The organism is Bacillus alkalisoli, assembly GCF_002797415.1.
GTDB classification, from domain to species: domain Bacteria; phylum Bacillota; class Bacilli; order Bacillales; family Bacillaceae_I; genus Bacillus_CD; species Bacillus_CD alkalisoli.
The window spans coordinates 1,995,976-2,011,381 of record NZ_KZ454944.1 but is presented as its reverse complement, the minus strand read 5'-3'; the positions used below and the strand labels follow the sequence as shown (position 1 = coordinate 2,011,381).

The window sequence follows — 15,406 nt, the reverse complement described above, 5'->3', positions numbered from 1 at the left end:
TAAATTCACCTCAAGTGTTGGTAGTTAGTTTTTAGTTTTTGATAAAAAGCCTTTACCATTTCATCCACTGTATTATTACCATTGTAATGAACTAAGTATACTTTTTCATCTTTACGAGCAATAAAAGAACGACTATATGTAGTTTCTTCTATCCATAATTCATCAAACCACTCATGCTCATAAGGTTGAGGATTTCGTGTTTCATAATTATATTCTACTAAAGTAGGAAAAAACCTTTTTGCTAGCCGTTCATTCCTCAATTCATATCCATATGAAATATGTGAGTAAGTTTCTCCATTAAAGGTTATATACTCTTTTAATTGATACTGTTTCGGAACAAGTATACTTGAACTTTCTGCATAATAATTTGAATGACCATCATCTATTCTTGAGATATGATTTTCCTGTATTACATCAGACAATTGAAATAGAGGCAAGGTTTCGTTTGGCACTGGTACCCGAGTATGCCAGAATGAAGATTGCATATTATTATATGGTATGGCTAAGTTCAAAGCGCTTATACAAAACACGATTAGTATAATTAGTAAATTACGGTTTTCAATTGATTGATACGGTTTCCTATTTTTGCCTACCTCTTTGTTATGTACGTATTTTAATAGCTTGTTAAGTTTTTGAACTCCTGTGAACATATAAAAGGAAATAGCTGAAAAGCCAAAAATCATTATTAATCCGGATAGAAAATTGTCATCTATATAATTTCCAATAGGATTAATTTGCAGACCAATTAAAGATATAATGATAATAATTATGCTTAAAAAGGCTATTAATATCGTCCTAATAGTTTGTGAACTTTTAAGTTTATTGAGTGCTTCCAAATGCTCTTTCTGATCAGTAAATAATTCCGTGTTATTTTCGCTTCTAAAGAATTGAATATTTGCCCTTGAACCGATGTGATCCCAACCTGCATCACGATAAAAGGTGAATTTTTCGTGGTCTGTTTTTTTGAAAACATCATATCGAAAAGTACAACTTACAGGTTCCGTTTTCTCAAAAACAGAGTAGAAGTTATTAATTTTCATTAGTTTCCAACCTTGTGACGCCATATGTTCATACATTGCCTCGTGCTCTCGTATGTCCCAATAATCGAGTAGGTGTATTTTTCTTTTTATCTTTTTCCCCATCCTCTTTCCCCTTTTTCTAGAATTACTTTCCCGTCCAACACCAAGTTAGAAATTCTATAATACTCTTGTTCTAATGCTTCTTTTCCTTTAAAGGTTATTTCATATACCTTTCTTCTTCCATCGGACTCTTTTAAGTAAATGTAATGTTCCACCTCATGTAATCTCTTTAAAATGCCATACAAAGTTCCTGGCCCTATATCTATTCTACCTTTGGAGAGTTGATTCACTTTTTCTAATACAGCATAACCATGCAACGGCTCATACAAAGATAACAATACGTAATACATTGCCTCTGTTATAGGTTCATGTTTCAATGCAAACTCCCCTCCATATACCATTGTATTATGTCTGACGATATATCGTTTTACATAATAATATAACTTACAACATTTTCCTGTCAATAAGATTACGAGAATAGTAGAGACACTTGTAATGTTCCTGAAATAAAAATAACCAGGCCGGTTTGGTTGGCCTGGTTTAACTGGATTGTTTGGTTGTATTATCCCACTTGTGCTTTTGCAAATTGTACTAACTTATCATATTTATCTATTTCGTCTTGTAAGACTGTTTTTTCTTCTAAAATGAAGTTTTTAGGTTGTGCAAAGTCAATTTGTGCTTTTGCTGTAAATGTATATGTGGCGTTTCCGATTAAATGGATGATATACTCCCCATCATCTTTACTATTTACTACGCACTGTACCATACCACCTTTGTTAAAAACATTGATAATATCGTTTATTTTGTTTATTCCAAGTACACAAGTAACAAGGCTTGAAGCAGACATAGCTGTACCACAAGCGTTCGTAAATCCTACACCTCGTTCGTAAGTTAAAACAAAGATAGAAGAGTTTTCAAGAGGTTTCACAAAACTAACGTTTACCCCTTTTGGAAAAACGTCTTTATTATTATTAGCTTTTTCCGCTACTTCTTTAAAATACATTTCATCGTACTCTTCCACTATCGTAACGATGTGGGGATTTGGTACACTTAGTCCAGTAAAAGTTAAATCAGAAGATATAGCTTCAATCTTCTCATCTTTTAACTCCACTTTATTATTCAACTCCATAGGTAGTGTTTGTAAATGCAATGAAACTGGCGATATTTCTACTTGATACGTATCAATCTCATCATAAATATCATCTACTTTTTTCACTTCTAAAATAGCTTTCATTGTTTCAATTTGCACTACACCTTTCCCAAGTTGATCAATGATAAACCTTGCTGCACATCGTAAACCGTTTCCACACATTTCTGCTTCGGAACCGTCTGGATTAAACATTCGATACTTCGCATCAGCAACTTCACTTTTTGATAAAAAAAGAATGCCATCCGCACCTATTGTACTATTTCTGCTGCAAAAAGACTTAGACAATTCCACTCTCTGCTCTTCTGTAAATCGATAGTTCTTTTTCTTTTCATCAATCATGATAAAATCATTACCTGAACCGTGGCATTTAATAAATTCTATTTGCATTTAGAACCCTACTTTCTAGTTGGATATTGTTATTTATGTGAATTAATTCCATAATTACTGTTCGTTTAGTGAAAAACGAATGTTCTGTTATTATAATTAGGCTGTGTTAAAGTTCGTTGTTGATTTGCGTGCAAGACTTCGCTTTCCGCGGGCGGTAAAAGGAAGGTTATTTTCACTGTCGTGAAAAAACCTACTCCTCGGCGCATGCGCCTGTGGGTCTCCCGCTCCCCGCTTCTCCCGCAGGAGTCTCAGCCTTGCACGGAGGAAATCAACAGGTACTAGTACTAAATAATCAACACTAAGTTTTAACATAGCTTATAATTAAATAACGTTCGATATAAAACCTTAATTATTTAAGAATAGGTTTAATATTCGTTTTTCGTTTAGTAATTGTACATTATGAAACTCACTCATGTATAAAGTACTTTTAAAGAATCTTATCATACGATACAAGTTTATCACAATTAATATACAGCTAACTGATAACTAGATTAATAGATGTCAAAACGGTTAAAGGTGCCAGGCACCTGTAATTTTTTGTAATATTTAAGGTTAGTTTATGACGCCTGTTTCGTTGATGATGACGTCTACTTCTATTTCTACTGAGGCATTTGGGTATAGTTGATTCCACTTTTCTTTGTCCCAATTTCGGTGTTGATGTTTAACTTTATAACCTATACCGAGTGGGTCTATTTCTAGCTTCTGAAAAAAGGCTATCATTTGTTCTGCTTCTAATTTGATTTGTTCTTCCATTTTCTTTTCAATTTCTTTAATTAAATCTTTATCTAATTCACCTCCACTATACTCTCTAATTATGGAATCTGTAGTTACTTTCAATTGAATAATTGGATTTGTAAGAGCATCTTTTATTTTCAACTCTCTTTTTGAAGATACATTTATAACGGAAGTACTGCTACCGTCATTTTCTAGGTCTACTGTAACAACTGTATAATTTACGTTTTTCTCATAAAGCATTTTAAAAATATAATTAAATTCTCCTTGTAACTTTCCAACATATTTATCTTCTTTAAACAACGCGATTCCTTCAATAAAAGCTTTGTTGCTTTGTAACGTAAGAAACGGTAATACTGGATCGCGCCCTTCTGCATAGTATGATTTGGTGAAAATTTGCAAGTTTGTTCTCGGAATAATTCCTAAATCAATGTTATGTTCAATTAAATCGGAAAAAAACATACCATTATCAATATCACTATACTGTTTGTTTAGTTTATTTTCCACGTCACCTTCCACTACTGCTAAATACATTCGCGCTCCTGTAGTGGGATCTCTAATAAATGTATCCAAAATATTGATAATTCCTTGTTTTGCAATAGCTTCACTAAATAGTGCTACTTCTATTTTTCCGCTCACTAAAGGCTTCGGTGACATTCTATCTATTTTGTCACGAATATCTTTACTTAATTTTGCACTTTCCGTTAAAGCGTTATTTTTCACTAATTTATCTGGACTATAACTCGGAAAAACTGCTGTCGCCTCAATTAAACCTTCTTCTGTCAAATCATATCCGACTGCTGTTACTAATTGAACATCATCTAATATTTCTTGATTAATACATCCTGTTAATAGGAAGGAAATAATGAATAATTTACTAATTGTTTTCATTTCTTTTTCCTCCACTTAGTAATAATGATATAAAAAACAAACAATAGTGGAATGTAAATGAAATCACAAAAGATACCTATTTGTGAAGTAACGGTTCCTAATAGTACTACTTCCTTTCTACCTTTAAAATAAAAGCTAGAAGCAAGCACTATTAACAATACGACAATTGTTGTATTTTTTTGTTTCATACCGATAATCTGTTTCAACCCGCGTGATGCTACCCAAAACGCTAAGCATAAGTTAGGTAATATTATTAACGTCCATGATGTAATCCCAATATACTCAAACCTTTCCGCTATTGGCATTTCTGCTATTTTCCAAAGCGTTAAGGTGGCCCATAGTTGCTTTGTTAATTGCTCTTCACTAAAATAACCTAACGAAATGATGGTAATGAAAAAATATGTCATTGTTGTTATGAAAGCACCAATATGTGCCCACTTCTGAGATTTTTTTGCATCTTTCACAAATGGATAAAAGAAAAGTAACGTTGAGAATCCAAGAAAACTGAACGACACTTCTTTAGTTGCTTTTAAAATTTCAATTGGACTATGATTCCAAATTGGGAAAAGAGACTCTATATCAGAATAAGGAATTGGAAATAGAAAAGTTAAAAATAAATAAGCAGGGATTACTACCCCTAAGAAACAAATACCTGCGACCGTTCTAAACCCGCCGAATAATGTATACATGATGAGCGTTAAAAAAGCAATGCTCATCCAAAAAACACTTATATCAGGAAACATCCAAACTCTAATAACTTCAAAATATGAAAAAATAATCGTCATTCCAGACAAAATATAATACACAATCCAAATAATACTTAAGAAATTACCGACTAATTTCCCGAAGATTTTTTTATGAATCTCTATTAAATCCATTTGCGCTCGGTTTAAAAGCATATACATAATCCAAATAACGAGATGGACTGAAACTCCAGCTATTAATACAGCAATCCAACTATCATTTCCGGCATTTTTCACTAAACTTTGTTGAAAGCCTAATATTCCAACGCCGACTTGAACAGAATGGATTAAAAACAAAACAATAAAAGGTGATATTTGGAATGATGCATGTATTTGTTTGTTCATAGACAAACCATCCTAAGTTGAATATTCATCAATATCTTTTAACTTCTTCTTTTCTTTATTTTCAAAACGAATTGTTTCTTCTGATTGTGTTTCGATTGGGCGCTTCGTCTGTAATTGGAACGGTAAACGAATAAACGAATCTTTTAAGTCCGGCAACCTTAATGGATAAACAGGTTCTAAAAACGGTCTGCCTAATGATGTGAGCCTTAACAAATGAATGATTAAGAAACAAAAGCATATGCCTACTCCAAGTAATCCCCAAATGTGAGCAAGTAGTAAAAATGGGAAGCGAATTAAACGTATCGTATTACCCATTTGATAAACTGGAGTCGTAAACGATGCAAGTGCGGATAACGCGACAATAATTAAAAGCACGTTACTTGTCAATCCAGCTTCTACTGATGCAGTACCAATAACAATCCCGCCAACGATACCGATTGTCTGACCAACTTTTGTAGGTAGACGCGCTCCAGCTTCTCTTAATAGCTCAATGGCTAACTCTAATATCATGGCCTCTAAAAAAGGAGGTAATGGTATCGCACTTCTAGAAGTGACAAGCGTGCTTACTAAATCTTTTGGAATTAATTCATAATGATATGTTAGGACAGCCACGTAAATTGGTGTAACTAAAATGGAAAATATAACGGCTAAGAAACGAATAATTCGGAAAAAAGAAGCTAAAATCCAGTTAAGAAAATAGTCTTCAAAAGCCGAAAAAAATTCAATTAATGTTGTTGGGCCAATGAGGCCATGTGGTGCGCCATCTGCAAGTATGACTACCTTTCCCTCTGCAAGAACTGCTGCAATTCGATCTGGTCTTTCCGTATCAATAAACTGAGGAAATGGTGAGTTATTGTTATCTTGAATAAGCTGAGTGATGTACGAACTATCATTTATTTGGTCAAATCGAATATCTTCAATTCGCTGGATTACAGTGTTTACGTTTTCTTGATTGGCAATACCATGTATGGATAATACAGCAACTTTCGTTTTGGATAACTTTCCAACCGTAAATTCTTTTACTTCTAATTCAGGGATAGGTATTCTTTTTCTTACAAGATTTATGTTTGTGTTTAATGATTCTGTAAAAGCTTCTTTCGGTCCAACTACACTAAACTCAACTTCTGGAAGGGAAACGGTTCTCCCTTTTCTTTTTTCAGCCGGAAGTAGTAAGCATTCCTCGTCTTCTTCGTTCAATTGAACTGCCACATGTCCATTTAATAATTGATCTTCTATTTTTGCTTCATTTTTAGTAATAAATGAATTTTCAATTGGAATAGCTTGCATAACTTCTTCTAGAGTTTTATATTCCTTTTCATTTAAATACGTCAAAATATCACGATGGATAATATCTGTATCTATTAAGGAATCTATATAATAGATGTGATAAGGTGTATTTGCAAATTCGTTAAACGAACTAATAAAGTCATTAGACTTTTTTAGCTTATATAAAAAATAACTTGCTACTTTGTCCTGTTCCTTAGCAAGTTTTCGTTTTTCTTCGAAAATGTATTTCTTATGCAACCATCTTCTTTTCATCATCTCACCTAACTCACAAAAAATGCTATTTTCATTTCAATTAGCTTACCCAAACAAAACAAAAGTTACCAAAAATATTTCTATATTATTACAGGTGCCAGGCACATGTAATAATATGGAAAAGACTACCTTTCTTTGTGAAAGATAGTCTTTAAGATAAAGGTGTTTTGAATTGTCTTTCTGTTAGCTTTCGGTTGATTTGACTAACTCTAGGTGGATTAGTTTATCGTCACCTGGTGATAACACGCCACGTCCATCTGTGTTATTTGTAATAATGTATAATCCTTTTTCGGATAAGCGTATATCTCTAATGCGGCCTACACCATTCCAAAGTTCATGGACTGTTTTCTTTTCTAGATCAAATGCATAAACATTATTTCCTCTTAGGCCTGCAACATATAACACACCGTCTCTATAAGCCATTCCCGAAGGAGCCCATGTGTCGCTTCCAGAATGAAAGAGTGGCGACACCATACTTTCTTGTTCTTCATCACCTGTTATAATTGGCCAACCATAATTTTTTCCGGCTTCAATGATATTAATTTCATCACGGCCAGAAGGTCCATGTTCGGAAGCATACATGATATTGTTTGAAACATCCCACGCAAGTCCTTGAGGGTTACGATGTCCATAAGAATAAACATACGATGAAGGAAAAGGGTTATCATTAGGAACAGAACCATCTAAATTCATACGAAGGATACTGCCAGCCAGATCATCTCGTTCTTGAGATAACGAAGTATCGCTAGCATCACCCGTCGTTACATATAATTTATTGTCAGCACCAATCTTCATTCGACCACCGTTATGAATTCTTGCTCCTTTAATATTATCTAACAAAACATTTCTTTCTTGCCATCCGTTTTCTGTCTTTTCTACTAACACGACTCTATTTTTCACATCTTTTTCCGTGCCATATGTATGATAGATAAAAGCTAATTTGTTATTTTCAAAGTCGTGGTGAAGCTCTAATCCTAGTAAACCACCTTCCCCAATTGAAAGTACTGGCTCTGATAAGTTCACGGATTCTCGATCTACTTGTCCATTCGAAACTCTTACGATAGAACCTCCACGTTCTGTTATATAGAAAGTGTCACTTGCTTTAGTAATAGACCAAGGTATTTCAAGGTTCTCTCCCAGGATTTCTTCGTTCAAAACTTGAATATTACTATTTACTGTTTTTTCTGAATCTACATTATCCTGTTCCTGTTGGGCTGAACTACAACCAACAATAATCATTACTATAAATAAAACGGTAATTCTCTTAAGCATCTCTACCTCCTAAAAAACTTGTCTTTACCATCTATCATACAAAATCAGCTCTCACTATGAAAATAATTTACTCTTCACCTAAACATTATGACCAAAATAACTACTAATTGTTACAAAAGCAACAAAAAAATCACAAGAATATTAAATGTGCTAGGCATCATTAATATTCTTGTAATAATTACAATTACATCATTGGATTACCTTTCATGCCAACCCATAGTACGGATTGTTCGATTTGGGCAGCCATTTGGATTAGTAAATGCTCTTTGCCTCTTGCCGCCATGAATTGTACACCAACTGGCAATCCTTCTTTTGATATGTGTACAGGAACTGACATTGCCGGTTGTCCGGTTAAGTTAGCTAGCTGTGTAAATGGTACTCGTTTTAAGCTATCTTCAGCAAGTTGGTCCACTATTCCCATTTTCTTTAGTATTTTAGCTGTACCCATCCTACCTGTGACATTTAACGCTATCTTTTCAACAGTTTTTAAGTCATGCTCCCCTATTTTAGAAGCAGGAAATGCAGTTGTTGGTGTTACATAAAAGTCATATGTTTCGTGGAACGTTTCCATTGCATATGCTGCTTTGTCCCACGCTCGTAAACTTAATACAAACTCTTCTGCTGTCGTTGTTTTCCCTAACAATCCTAATAACCATGTTGCAGGTTCAACATCTTGGAACTTCACCTTACGTCCTAACAACTCTTCTAATGTAGACAGCGTTGCACTTACTTCCCCAAAATATAAAGTCAAGTAACTATTGGCAATTTTTTTACCATCAACAGGCGCTTCTTTTTCCTCTACAACGTGTCCTAACGATTCTAAAAATTGCACGGTTTTCAATACAGCCTCTTTACATGATTCGTCCACCGTAGTCCCGATTGGAGAGTTTGTTGTAAAAGCAATTTTTAGCGGCTTAGCTATCGGCAAAGACATTGCTTCTAAATAGGAGCCTTCATACGCTGGAACATTAAATGCTGCTCCTTTTTCCGCTCCAGCTATTTCATCTAAAACAGCTGCGCTATCACGAACTGTGCGAGTCAATACGTGCTCTAAAGTAGCTCCTTGCCAAAAACGTCCAAGACTTGGCCCAACTGGCGTTCGTCCCCTTGTTGGTTTTAAACCAAACAAACTACAAAAGGATGCAGGTATTCGTATGGAACCACCTCCATCACTTGCCCCTGCTATTGGCAACATTCCTGATGCAACCGCAGCTGCCGCTCCACCACTTGATCCTCCTGGTGTGTGACCTAAATTCCAAGGATTATGACTCGCACCATAATAAGTAGGCTCTGTATAAGCAACTAATCCAAGTTCGGGCACATTCGTTTTTCCTATAAAGTTAAACCCTGCGCGCTTCATTCTAATAGCATACTCTGAATCTACTTTGGAAACATATTTAGAAAATACAAATGAACCTGAAGTTGTTGGCTCTCCTTTTATTTCTTGTGCTATATCTTTTAATAAAAGTGGAATTCCAGCAAATGTCCCGTTGTTCACTTTAGCTGCTTCCACTTTAGCCTTATCATACATTTTATAAACAACAGCGTTTACTTTAGGGTTAATTTCTTCAATTCTATTAAAACATGCATCTAAAACTTCTGTAGGCTTCACTTCTTTTGTCTTCACAAGCTCAGCTAGACCTAAACCATCATACTTAAAATAATTAAAGCCTTTCATTATTATCCCCCCTACTACATAATATTCTTTATAAAACCCTTTTAACCTTTAATTCTTACTCAACAAAACACATTCGACAAAATTCGGGTGGTGCCTGACACCTCTCGATACTATTTCGACAAATTCCGGGTGGTGCCTGGCACTTAAAAAGGCATCTGAAGAGGTTCATAAAAGGTAGGTTAATAAGATGAGAGAAATTTTGATTGGGATCTTGGCTTCTTTGTTTTTTGCAGTTACTTTTATTTTGAATCGATCGATGGAGCTTTCTGGGGGGAGTTGGTTGTGGAGTGCGTCATTACGATACTTTGCAATGGTACCATTTTTAGTAGCAATCGTTGCTTTTCGTAACAATTTCAAACAATTGATTGAAGAGTTCAAGAAAAAACCATATCAATGGTTGTTATGGAGCTTTGTAGGATTCGGACTATTTTATGCCCCTATCACTTTCGCTGCAGCTTATGGCCCTGGATGGATTGTTGCTGGTACTTGGCAACTAACAATCATTGCAGGTGTTTTAATGAGTCCATTATTCTTCTATAATATTCAAACGATGAACGTATCAGCCAAAGTACGTCAACGTATTCCAATAACAGCGCTATACATATCCATCTTTATTTTACTTGGCGTTATCCTTATACAATCCAATACAGCAGAAGGCTTAACGATTACATCTACACTATTAGTTGTTTTTCCAGTATTAATAGCTGCATTTGCATACCCGTTAGGAAACCGCAAAATGATGGAAGTATGCGACAATAAGCTAGATACATTTCAACGTGTATTAGGAATGACATTAGCAAGTATGCCTTTATGGATTATTCTTGCAACAATAGGCTATTTTCAAGTCGGTCTACCTTCTATAAATCAAGTAATAAAATCTAGCATCGTTGGTATTAGCTCTGGAGTCATCGCAACAACATTATTCTTCATCGCTACAGACCGAGTTCACCAAAACCAAACAAAGCTTGCCGCAGTAGAAGCAACACAGTCCACTCAAGTTTTATTTGTTATTATAGGTGAAGTACTTCTATTATCAGCCCCTTTACCAAATGGAATTGCAATTGTCGGGATATTATTTATCATGCTAGGAATGATTTTACATAGCGCTTTCTCCAAAACCAAACAAAAGAAACCAATATTATTAAAAAAGAGCAGTACATAACCTGTCAAAGGTCATCTACTGCTCTTTCATATAATTTCATTATTTTCTTCGCTTCCTCTTTCATATAGGAAACGGCTGATTCAGGGGCTATCACTTTTACATCACTTCCCCAGCTGCAAATCCAATTGAAAAATCCAGGGCCGACGATCGCTTTAGTCTTTAAAATAAAAGTTGATTCATCCACTTTTTTAATTTCTGCATCCATTCCAAACTTATCGATAATTGGATTAATTAAAAATGCCTTTCGAAACTCTATTTCTACCCATTCTCCAGATCCAGAGAACATATTAAAATTCGTTTGCATGTACGTTTCAATATCATAATCCAACCGCTTGAAACGTTCGTCAATCACTTCTACATTCCTCATTCTATCTACTCGGTAATTAGATAGTCCGCCTTTGTTATCTTTTTGACCAACAACATAATATTGTCCTTGTTCCCAAATTAGATCGTATGGGTAATAAATATACTCTTTACCTTCCCTTTGTAAAACAAACTCACGATCAAGGTTATATTTCCCGTATTTAAATTTAATGGCATGTCTTTTTTCTATAGCTTGACGAATGGAGTCTATGTATACTTTCGTCATCTTATCGATGTGATTTATTGATTTAACATACTTTAGTGAACTCGGCAAACTTTTTGCAATATGTTCGCTTGTGAGTTTTTTCAATTTATTAATAATTGTCTTTTTTTGCGAATCAGAAATGAATTTGGCGGAAATAACCGCATCTACAAGCATACGTAGCTCATATGTTTCAAACACTCTCACTTGCTGGCTATACACTTTTTTCCCAAACTTCGCAACATCTTCAATTACATCAAAACCACTATCATTTAAAACATCAATGTACCTTTTAATCCTTCTTTTATCGATTGTATCTGTTAAGGATAGCTTTAGTTGTAGCTTTTGGATAAGCTCGCTCGTAGATAATTTATGTTCTTCATCCGATTGTTCCGTGAAAATCTTTTGTAATTCTAACAAAATACGCATATTTTGGATATCAGCCAATTTCTATCTACTCCTTTCGTACAAATACAGTTTTTACTATCATAATTATACCATATTATTACAATGATATATATAAACAGAAAAACCAGCTTCAAGTGCAAGGTAGGTTGTATTAGGGTATAAATAGTGAATGTTTAATATATAAGCTGAGTGTTTTAAAGTAAAAAAGATTTAGAATAGGAATCATTTTATTAAGGGAAAATAATACTAGCAAAATAATTGAAAACTTTTAATTATTCTACTTTAAGCTAATTCATTGACACTTTTTATAGTAAATGATACATTCTATTTATTATTCCGATAGATTAACTATGAATTTAAAACTTAAAAGGATGTGTACATATGAAAAAAGTAAACTTTTTATTCCTTTTCATCATCGCAATGCTAACTTTAGCAGCTTGTGGTACAGCTAACAACAACCAAACTGATACAAATACAAATGAAGATGCCAAAGCACAAGATACTTCTTGGACGGACGTTGAAGAGTCTGGAAAAATAATAGTTGGAACTTCAGGAACGTATTCTCCTATTACGTATGTAGATGAAAGTAATGAGCTTACTGGATTTGATGTAGAGTTAGTTCGCGCTCTTGGTGAAAAACTTGGTGTAGAAGTAGAATTTAAACGTATGGAATTTGACGGTATCTTACCATCTTTGCGTAACGGTCAAATTAATATCGCAGCTAACGATTTTGCTATTACGGAAGAACGTAAAGAAACATTTGATTTTGTAACACCTCATAAATTTTCTTATGGGTCAGCCATTGTACGTGCAGAAGATGCTAACAAGTTCGAAGATGCACTAGCCCTTAAAGACGTAAAAATCGGCTTAGGTTCTATGACAAGTAACTACGCACAATTTGCAAACAATATCGGTGCAGATGCAGTTGCTTATGATGGTGGTGCTCAGGCAATCTTACAAGATGTAGCTAATGGAAATCGGGATGCATACTTAAATGATCGCTTAGTTTTACTTCGTACATTAAAAGATTATAATGATGATCGTTTAGCTCTAGCTGAAAATGTTAAGTTCCATGCAACAGAAAGTGCAATCATCATGTTAAAAGGCAAAACAGCTTTAAAAGAACGTTTAGATCAGGCGATGCAAGAACTTTTAGAAGACGGTACAGTTGCTAGACTTTCTGAAGAATTTTTAGGTGAAGACGTATCTCAACCTATCGGTGATTCAGAAATCATCGGTTTAGACGGAAATTAATAAGCTGTAAGCTTGCAATGATTAAGTAAGAAATACAAGGAATAAAACCCTTGTATTTCTTTTTGTATAGGGGGTAAGAAAAATGCAAGATTGGTTCAACTATAATGAAATTAAATGGGAATATTTATATGATCCGGAGCTTGCTATCCATTCACTTCCACTGCTTATGGAAGGCTTGAAAATAACGATGATCATCGCGATTGCAAGTATGTTCTTCGCTTTGGTTCTCGGTGTAGTAATTGGAATTGCTAGAATGTCAAAATATTGGTTTGTAAGATGGCCTGCTCGTATTTATATTTCGTTTATGCGCGGTACACCGCTTCTTGTCTTTATTTTTATTTTATATTACGGTTTGCCAGTAATCGGCGTTCAATTTAATAGTGCGATCGTTGCGGGTATCGTTGGGATTAGTTTGAATTTTGCTGCTTACAATGCAGAAATAGTTCGTTCTGCTATCATGTCAGTACCCCGTGGACAATGGGAAGCTGCTGCATCGTTACAAATGGGCTATTTTCAAACATTAAGGAAAATCATTATTCCACAAGCAACAAGAATTGCCCTACCTCCTACTTTTAGTATTTTTATGGACATTGTAAAGGGAACATCTTTAGCTTCGGTTATTACCGTTCAAGAGCTTTTATATAGTTCTCGACTTATTGCAGGTAGAACGTTCGATAGTATGACAATGTATATTACAGCTGCTATGATCTATTGGATTGTATGTATCATAATAGGATTCTTCCAAGAAAGATTAGAAAAACGCTATAACCGATATTTAAGTCGCAGGTGAAGGGAGAGAGGAAAATGATTCAAGTATCACAATTGAAAAAGAAATTTGATGAAACTACTGTTTTAGAGTCCATTGACTTTTCTGTAGAAAAAGGCGAAGTTGTCTGTTTGATTGGCCCTTCTGGTTCTGGAAAAACGACGTTATTACGCTGCCTTAATTTGCTGGAACAACCTAATGCTGGTTCTATTACAATAGGAAGTAAAACGTTACGTTTTGATGGCAAGCCTTCCAATAAAAAAGATATTAGGGAACTTCGTAGTTACTCGGGGATGGTTTTTCAAGGATTTCACCTTTTTCCTCACATGACGGTGATGGAAAATATACTAGAAGCTCCCCTATTTGCGAAAAAAGGGAAAAAAGCAGATTTAGTTAGGAAGGCAGAAGAAATTCTTCGAAAAGTAGGTATGTTTGAACATAGTGAAAAATACCCTGATTCGTTGTCGGGAGGTCAGCAGCAACGTACTGCTATAGCCCGTGCGTTAATGATGGAGCCAGAAGTCATGCTTTTTGATGAACCAACTTCTGCGCTTGACCCTCAACTTGTTCGAGAAGTTTTACATGTTATCGAAGAGTTAGCTAAGGAAGGTCAAACGATGGTCATCGTTACCCATGAAATGAACTTTGCACGACGTGTGGCAGATAAAGTTTTGTTTATGGATGGCGGGGTTATTTTTGAAAAAGGTACGGCGGAAGACGTGTTAGAAAAGCCAAAACAAAGCCGTACTAGAGAATTTTTACAGTTGTTGGATGAATAGGTGTTATTTATTTTTCTATCTTGATTGGGTGCCCTTCATTCTATTTATGAAAGGCACTTTTGTTTTTTTCTTTCTTAATCAAGGTTCTTTCTTTAACTTTAATATAGTTATTTATTTCTGTTTTAAAACAAATAATTCTCTAACTAAACCTCCAACTACGGAAGATACTATAATAATAGCTATTAAATTAACAATCCTTACAAATGCATGAGGAGTGTAAATAACTATAATGCTTAGACTAATTACTTGTAATGCAAAAATTATTGACATCCATATTAAAAATCTTGGCGTAGCTTTCCACCTTTTATTCATAGACTCATCCTTTTAAGTTACTAGTTTACTTGATTTATACTACTGTTAGTTTAGAAAACTTCCAAAAAATATAATCAAAGTCAAAAATACAGAGAGACCTATTGAAACAATAATAGTAATTACGCTTCTTGCCAAGCCCTTCCAATCTTGTACACCAGAAAACCCTAAAACTCCTAATACTAAATTTATCATCGTAATAAATAAAATCAGATTTATACTGTGTATCCCAAACAAAGTTGTACTAGGAAAAGGTAAGATAAAAACTAATAAGATACAAATGAATGATAAAATAAATGCACCAATATTAACCATTTTCATTTTTTAGATCTCCTATTACTATTAGC

14 protein-coding genes are annotated in these 15,406 nt (G+C 34.5%); 4 read left to right on the top strand and 10 right to left on the bottom strand.

Annotated elements, in window-relative coordinates; genetic code table 11:
* Positions 1-5 precede the first annotated feature (5 nt).
* The 8 genes from CDZ89_RS09925 to CDZ89_RS09890 form a co-directional block, all read right to left on the bottom strand.
* On the bottom strand, positions 6-1,142 hold the full coding sequence (locus tag CDZ89_RS09925; protein ID WP_100333639.1) for a DUF2812 domain-containing protein: 1,137 nt from the start codon (positions 1,140-1,142) through the stop codon (positions 6-8).
* Positions 1,127-1,456, bottom strand: coding sequence for a PadR family transcriptional regulator (locus CDZ89_RS09920; RefSeq protein WP_227521488.1), 330 nt, complete (start codon positions 1,454-1,456; stop codon positions 1,127-1,129). The genes CDZ89_RS09925 and CDZ89_RS09920 overlap by 16 nt, the downstream gene beginning before the upstream one ends.
* Before the next feature lie 185 nt (positions 1,457-1,641).
* Positions 1,642-2,616 carry a diaminopimelate epimerase gene (gene dapF, locus CDZ89_RS09915; protein ID WP_100333638.1) on the bottom strand — a complete coding sequence of 325 codons (975 nt, stop codon included), beginning with the start codon at positions 2,614-2,616 and terminating at the stop codon, positions 1,642-1,644.
* Positions 2,617-3,168: 552 nt separating this feature from the next.
* The gene (locus CDZ89_RS09910; protein ID WP_096154293.1) at positions 3,169-4,239 is read right to left on the bottom strand and encodes a Ger(x)C family spore germination protein; all 1,071 of its coding nucleotides are present in this window, start codon (positions 4,237-4,239) and stop codon (positions 3,169-3,171) included.
* Positions 4,236-5,327, bottom strand: coding sequence for a GerAB/ArcD/ProY family transporter (locus CDZ89_RS09905; RefSeq protein ID WP_096154292.1), 1,092 nt, complete (start codon positions 5,325-5,327; stop codon positions 4,236-4,238). The genes CDZ89_RS09910 and CDZ89_RS09905 overlap by 4 nt, the downstream gene beginning before the upstream one ends.
* A 12-nt stretch (positions 5,328-5,339) precedes the next feature.
* Positions 5,340-6,869, bottom strand: coding sequence for a spore germination protein (locus tag CDZ89_RS09900; RefSeq protein WP_227521487.1), 1,530 nt, complete (start codon positions 6,867-6,869; stop codon positions 5,340-5,342).
* A gap of 180 nt (positions 6,870-7,049) precedes the next feature.
* The gene (locus tag CDZ89_RS09895; protein ID WP_100333637.1) at positions 7,050-8,138 is read right to left on the bottom strand and encodes a PQQ-dependent sugar dehydrogenase; all 1,089 of its coding nucleotides are present in this window, start codon (positions 8,136-8,138) and stop codon (positions 7,050-7,052) included.
* Positions 8,139-8,322: 184 nt separating this feature from the next.
* Positions 8,323-9,816, bottom strand: a complete 1,494-nt coding sequence (locus CDZ89_RS09890) for an amidase (RefSeq protein ID WP_100333636.1) — start codon at positions 9,814-9,816, stop codon at positions 8,323-8,325.
* 187 nt (positions 9,817-10,003) lie between these two features.
* Between CDZ89_RS09890 and CDZ89_RS09885 the strand changes: the two genes are divergently transcribed.
* Positions 10,004-10,978: a DMT family transporter gene (locus CDZ89_RS09885; RefSeq protein ID WP_100333635.1), complete on the top strand. Its 975-nt coding sequence runs from the start codon at positions 10,004-10,006 to the stop codon at positions 10,976-10,978.
* 4 nt (positions 10,979-10,982) lie between these two features.
* Here CDZ89_RS09885 and CDZ89_RS09880 read toward each other — a convergent pair whose 3' ends face one another.
* Positions 10,983-11,990, bottom strand: coding sequence for a helix-turn-helix transcriptional regulator (locus tag CDZ89_RS09880; protein WP_096154287.1), 1,008 nt, complete (start codon positions 11,988-11,990; stop codon positions 10,983-10,985).
* 342 nt (positions 11,991-12,332) lie between these two features.
* Between CDZ89_RS09880 and CDZ89_RS09875 the strand changes: the two genes are divergently transcribed.
* The 3 genes from CDZ89_RS09875 to CDZ89_RS09865 all read left to right on the top strand — a co-directional run bounded on the left by CDZ89_RS09875 (position 12,333) and on the right by CDZ89_RS09865 (position 14,750).
* Positions 12,333-13,205 carry a transporter substrate-binding domain-containing protein gene (locus CDZ89_RS09875; protein ID WP_100333634.1) on the top strand — a complete coding sequence of 291 codons (873 nt, stop codon included), beginning with the start codon at positions 12,333-12,335 and terminating at the stop codon, positions 13,203-13,205.
* 82 nt (positions 13,206-13,287) lie between these two features.
* The gene (locus CDZ89_RS09870; protein WP_096154285.1) at positions 13,288-13,995 is read left to right on the top strand and encodes an amino acid ABC transporter permease; all 708 of its coding nucleotides are present in this window, start codon (positions 13,288-13,290) and stop codon (positions 13,993-13,995) included.
* Positions 13,996-14,009: 14 nt separating this feature from the next.
* The gene (locus CDZ89_RS09865; RefSeq protein ID WP_096154284.1) at positions 14,010-14,750 is read left to right on the top strand and encodes an amino acid ABC transporter ATP-binding protein; all 741 of its coding nucleotides are present in this window, start codon (positions 14,010-14,012) and stop codon (positions 14,748-14,750) included.
* A gap of 357 nt (positions 14,751-15,107) precedes the next feature.
* On the opposite strand, the gene CDZ89_RS09855 is transcribed toward CDZ89_RS09865, so the two are convergent.
* Positions 15,108-15,380: a hypothetical protein gene (locus CDZ89_RS09855; RefSeq protein WP_096154282.1), complete on the bottom strand. Its 273-nt coding sequence runs from the start codon at positions 15,378-15,380 to the stop codon at positions 15,108-15,110.
* Between the last annotated feature and the right edge of the window lie 26 nt (positions 15,381-15,406).

Excerpts from the sequence above, each read along its gene's own strand:
- CDZ89_RS09875 (WP_100333634.1), top strand. The coding sequence starts at position 12,333 with ATGAAAAAAGTAAACTTTTTATTCCTTTTCATCATCGCAATGCTAACT.
- CDZ89_RS09895 (WP_100333637.1), bottom strand. The coding sequence starts at position 8,138 with ATGCTTAAGAGAATTACCGTTTTATTTATAGTAATGATTATTGTTGGT.
- CDZ89_RS09910 (WP_096154293.1), bottom strand. The coding sequence starts at position 4,239 with ATGAAAACAATTAGTAAATTATTCATTATTTCCTTCCTATTAACAGGA.
- CDZ89_RS09925 (WP_100333639.1), bottom strand. The coding sequence starts at position 1,142 with ATGGGGAAAAAGATAAAAAGAAAAATACACCTACTCGATTATTGGGAC.
- CDZ89_RS09870 (WP_096154285.1), top strand. The coding sequence starts at position 13,288 with ATGCAAGATTGGTTCAACTATAATGAAATTAAATGGGAATATTTATAT.
- CDZ89_RS09900 (WP_227521487.1), bottom strand. The coding sequence starts at position 6,869 with ATGATGAAAAGAAGATGGTTGCATAAGAAATACATTTTCGAAGAAAAA.
- CDZ89_RS09865 (WP_096154284.1), top strand. The coding sequence starts at position 14,010 with ATGATTCAAGTATCACAATTGAAAAAGAAATTTGATGAAACTACTGTT.
- CDZ89_RS09905 (WP_096154292.1), bottom strand. The coding sequence starts at position 5,327 with ATGAACAAACAAATACATGCATCATTCCAAATATCACCTTTTATTGTT.
- CDZ89_RS09855 (WP_096154282.1), bottom strand. The coding sequence starts at position 15,380 with ATGAAAATGGTTAATATTGGTGCATTTATTTTATCATTCATTTGTATC.
- CDZ89_RS09885 (WP_100333635.1), top strand. The coding sequence starts at position 10,004 with ATGAGAGAAATTTTGATTGGGATCTTGGCTTCTTTGTTTTTTGCAGTT.
- CDZ89_RS09890 (WP_100333636.1), bottom strand. The coding sequence starts at position 9,816 with ATGAAAGGCTTTAATTATTTTAAGTATGATGGTTTAGGTCTAGCTGAG.
- dapF (WP_100333638.1), bottom strand. The coding sequence starts at position 2,616 with ATGCAAATAGAATTTATTAAATGCCACGGTTCAGGTAATGATTTTATC.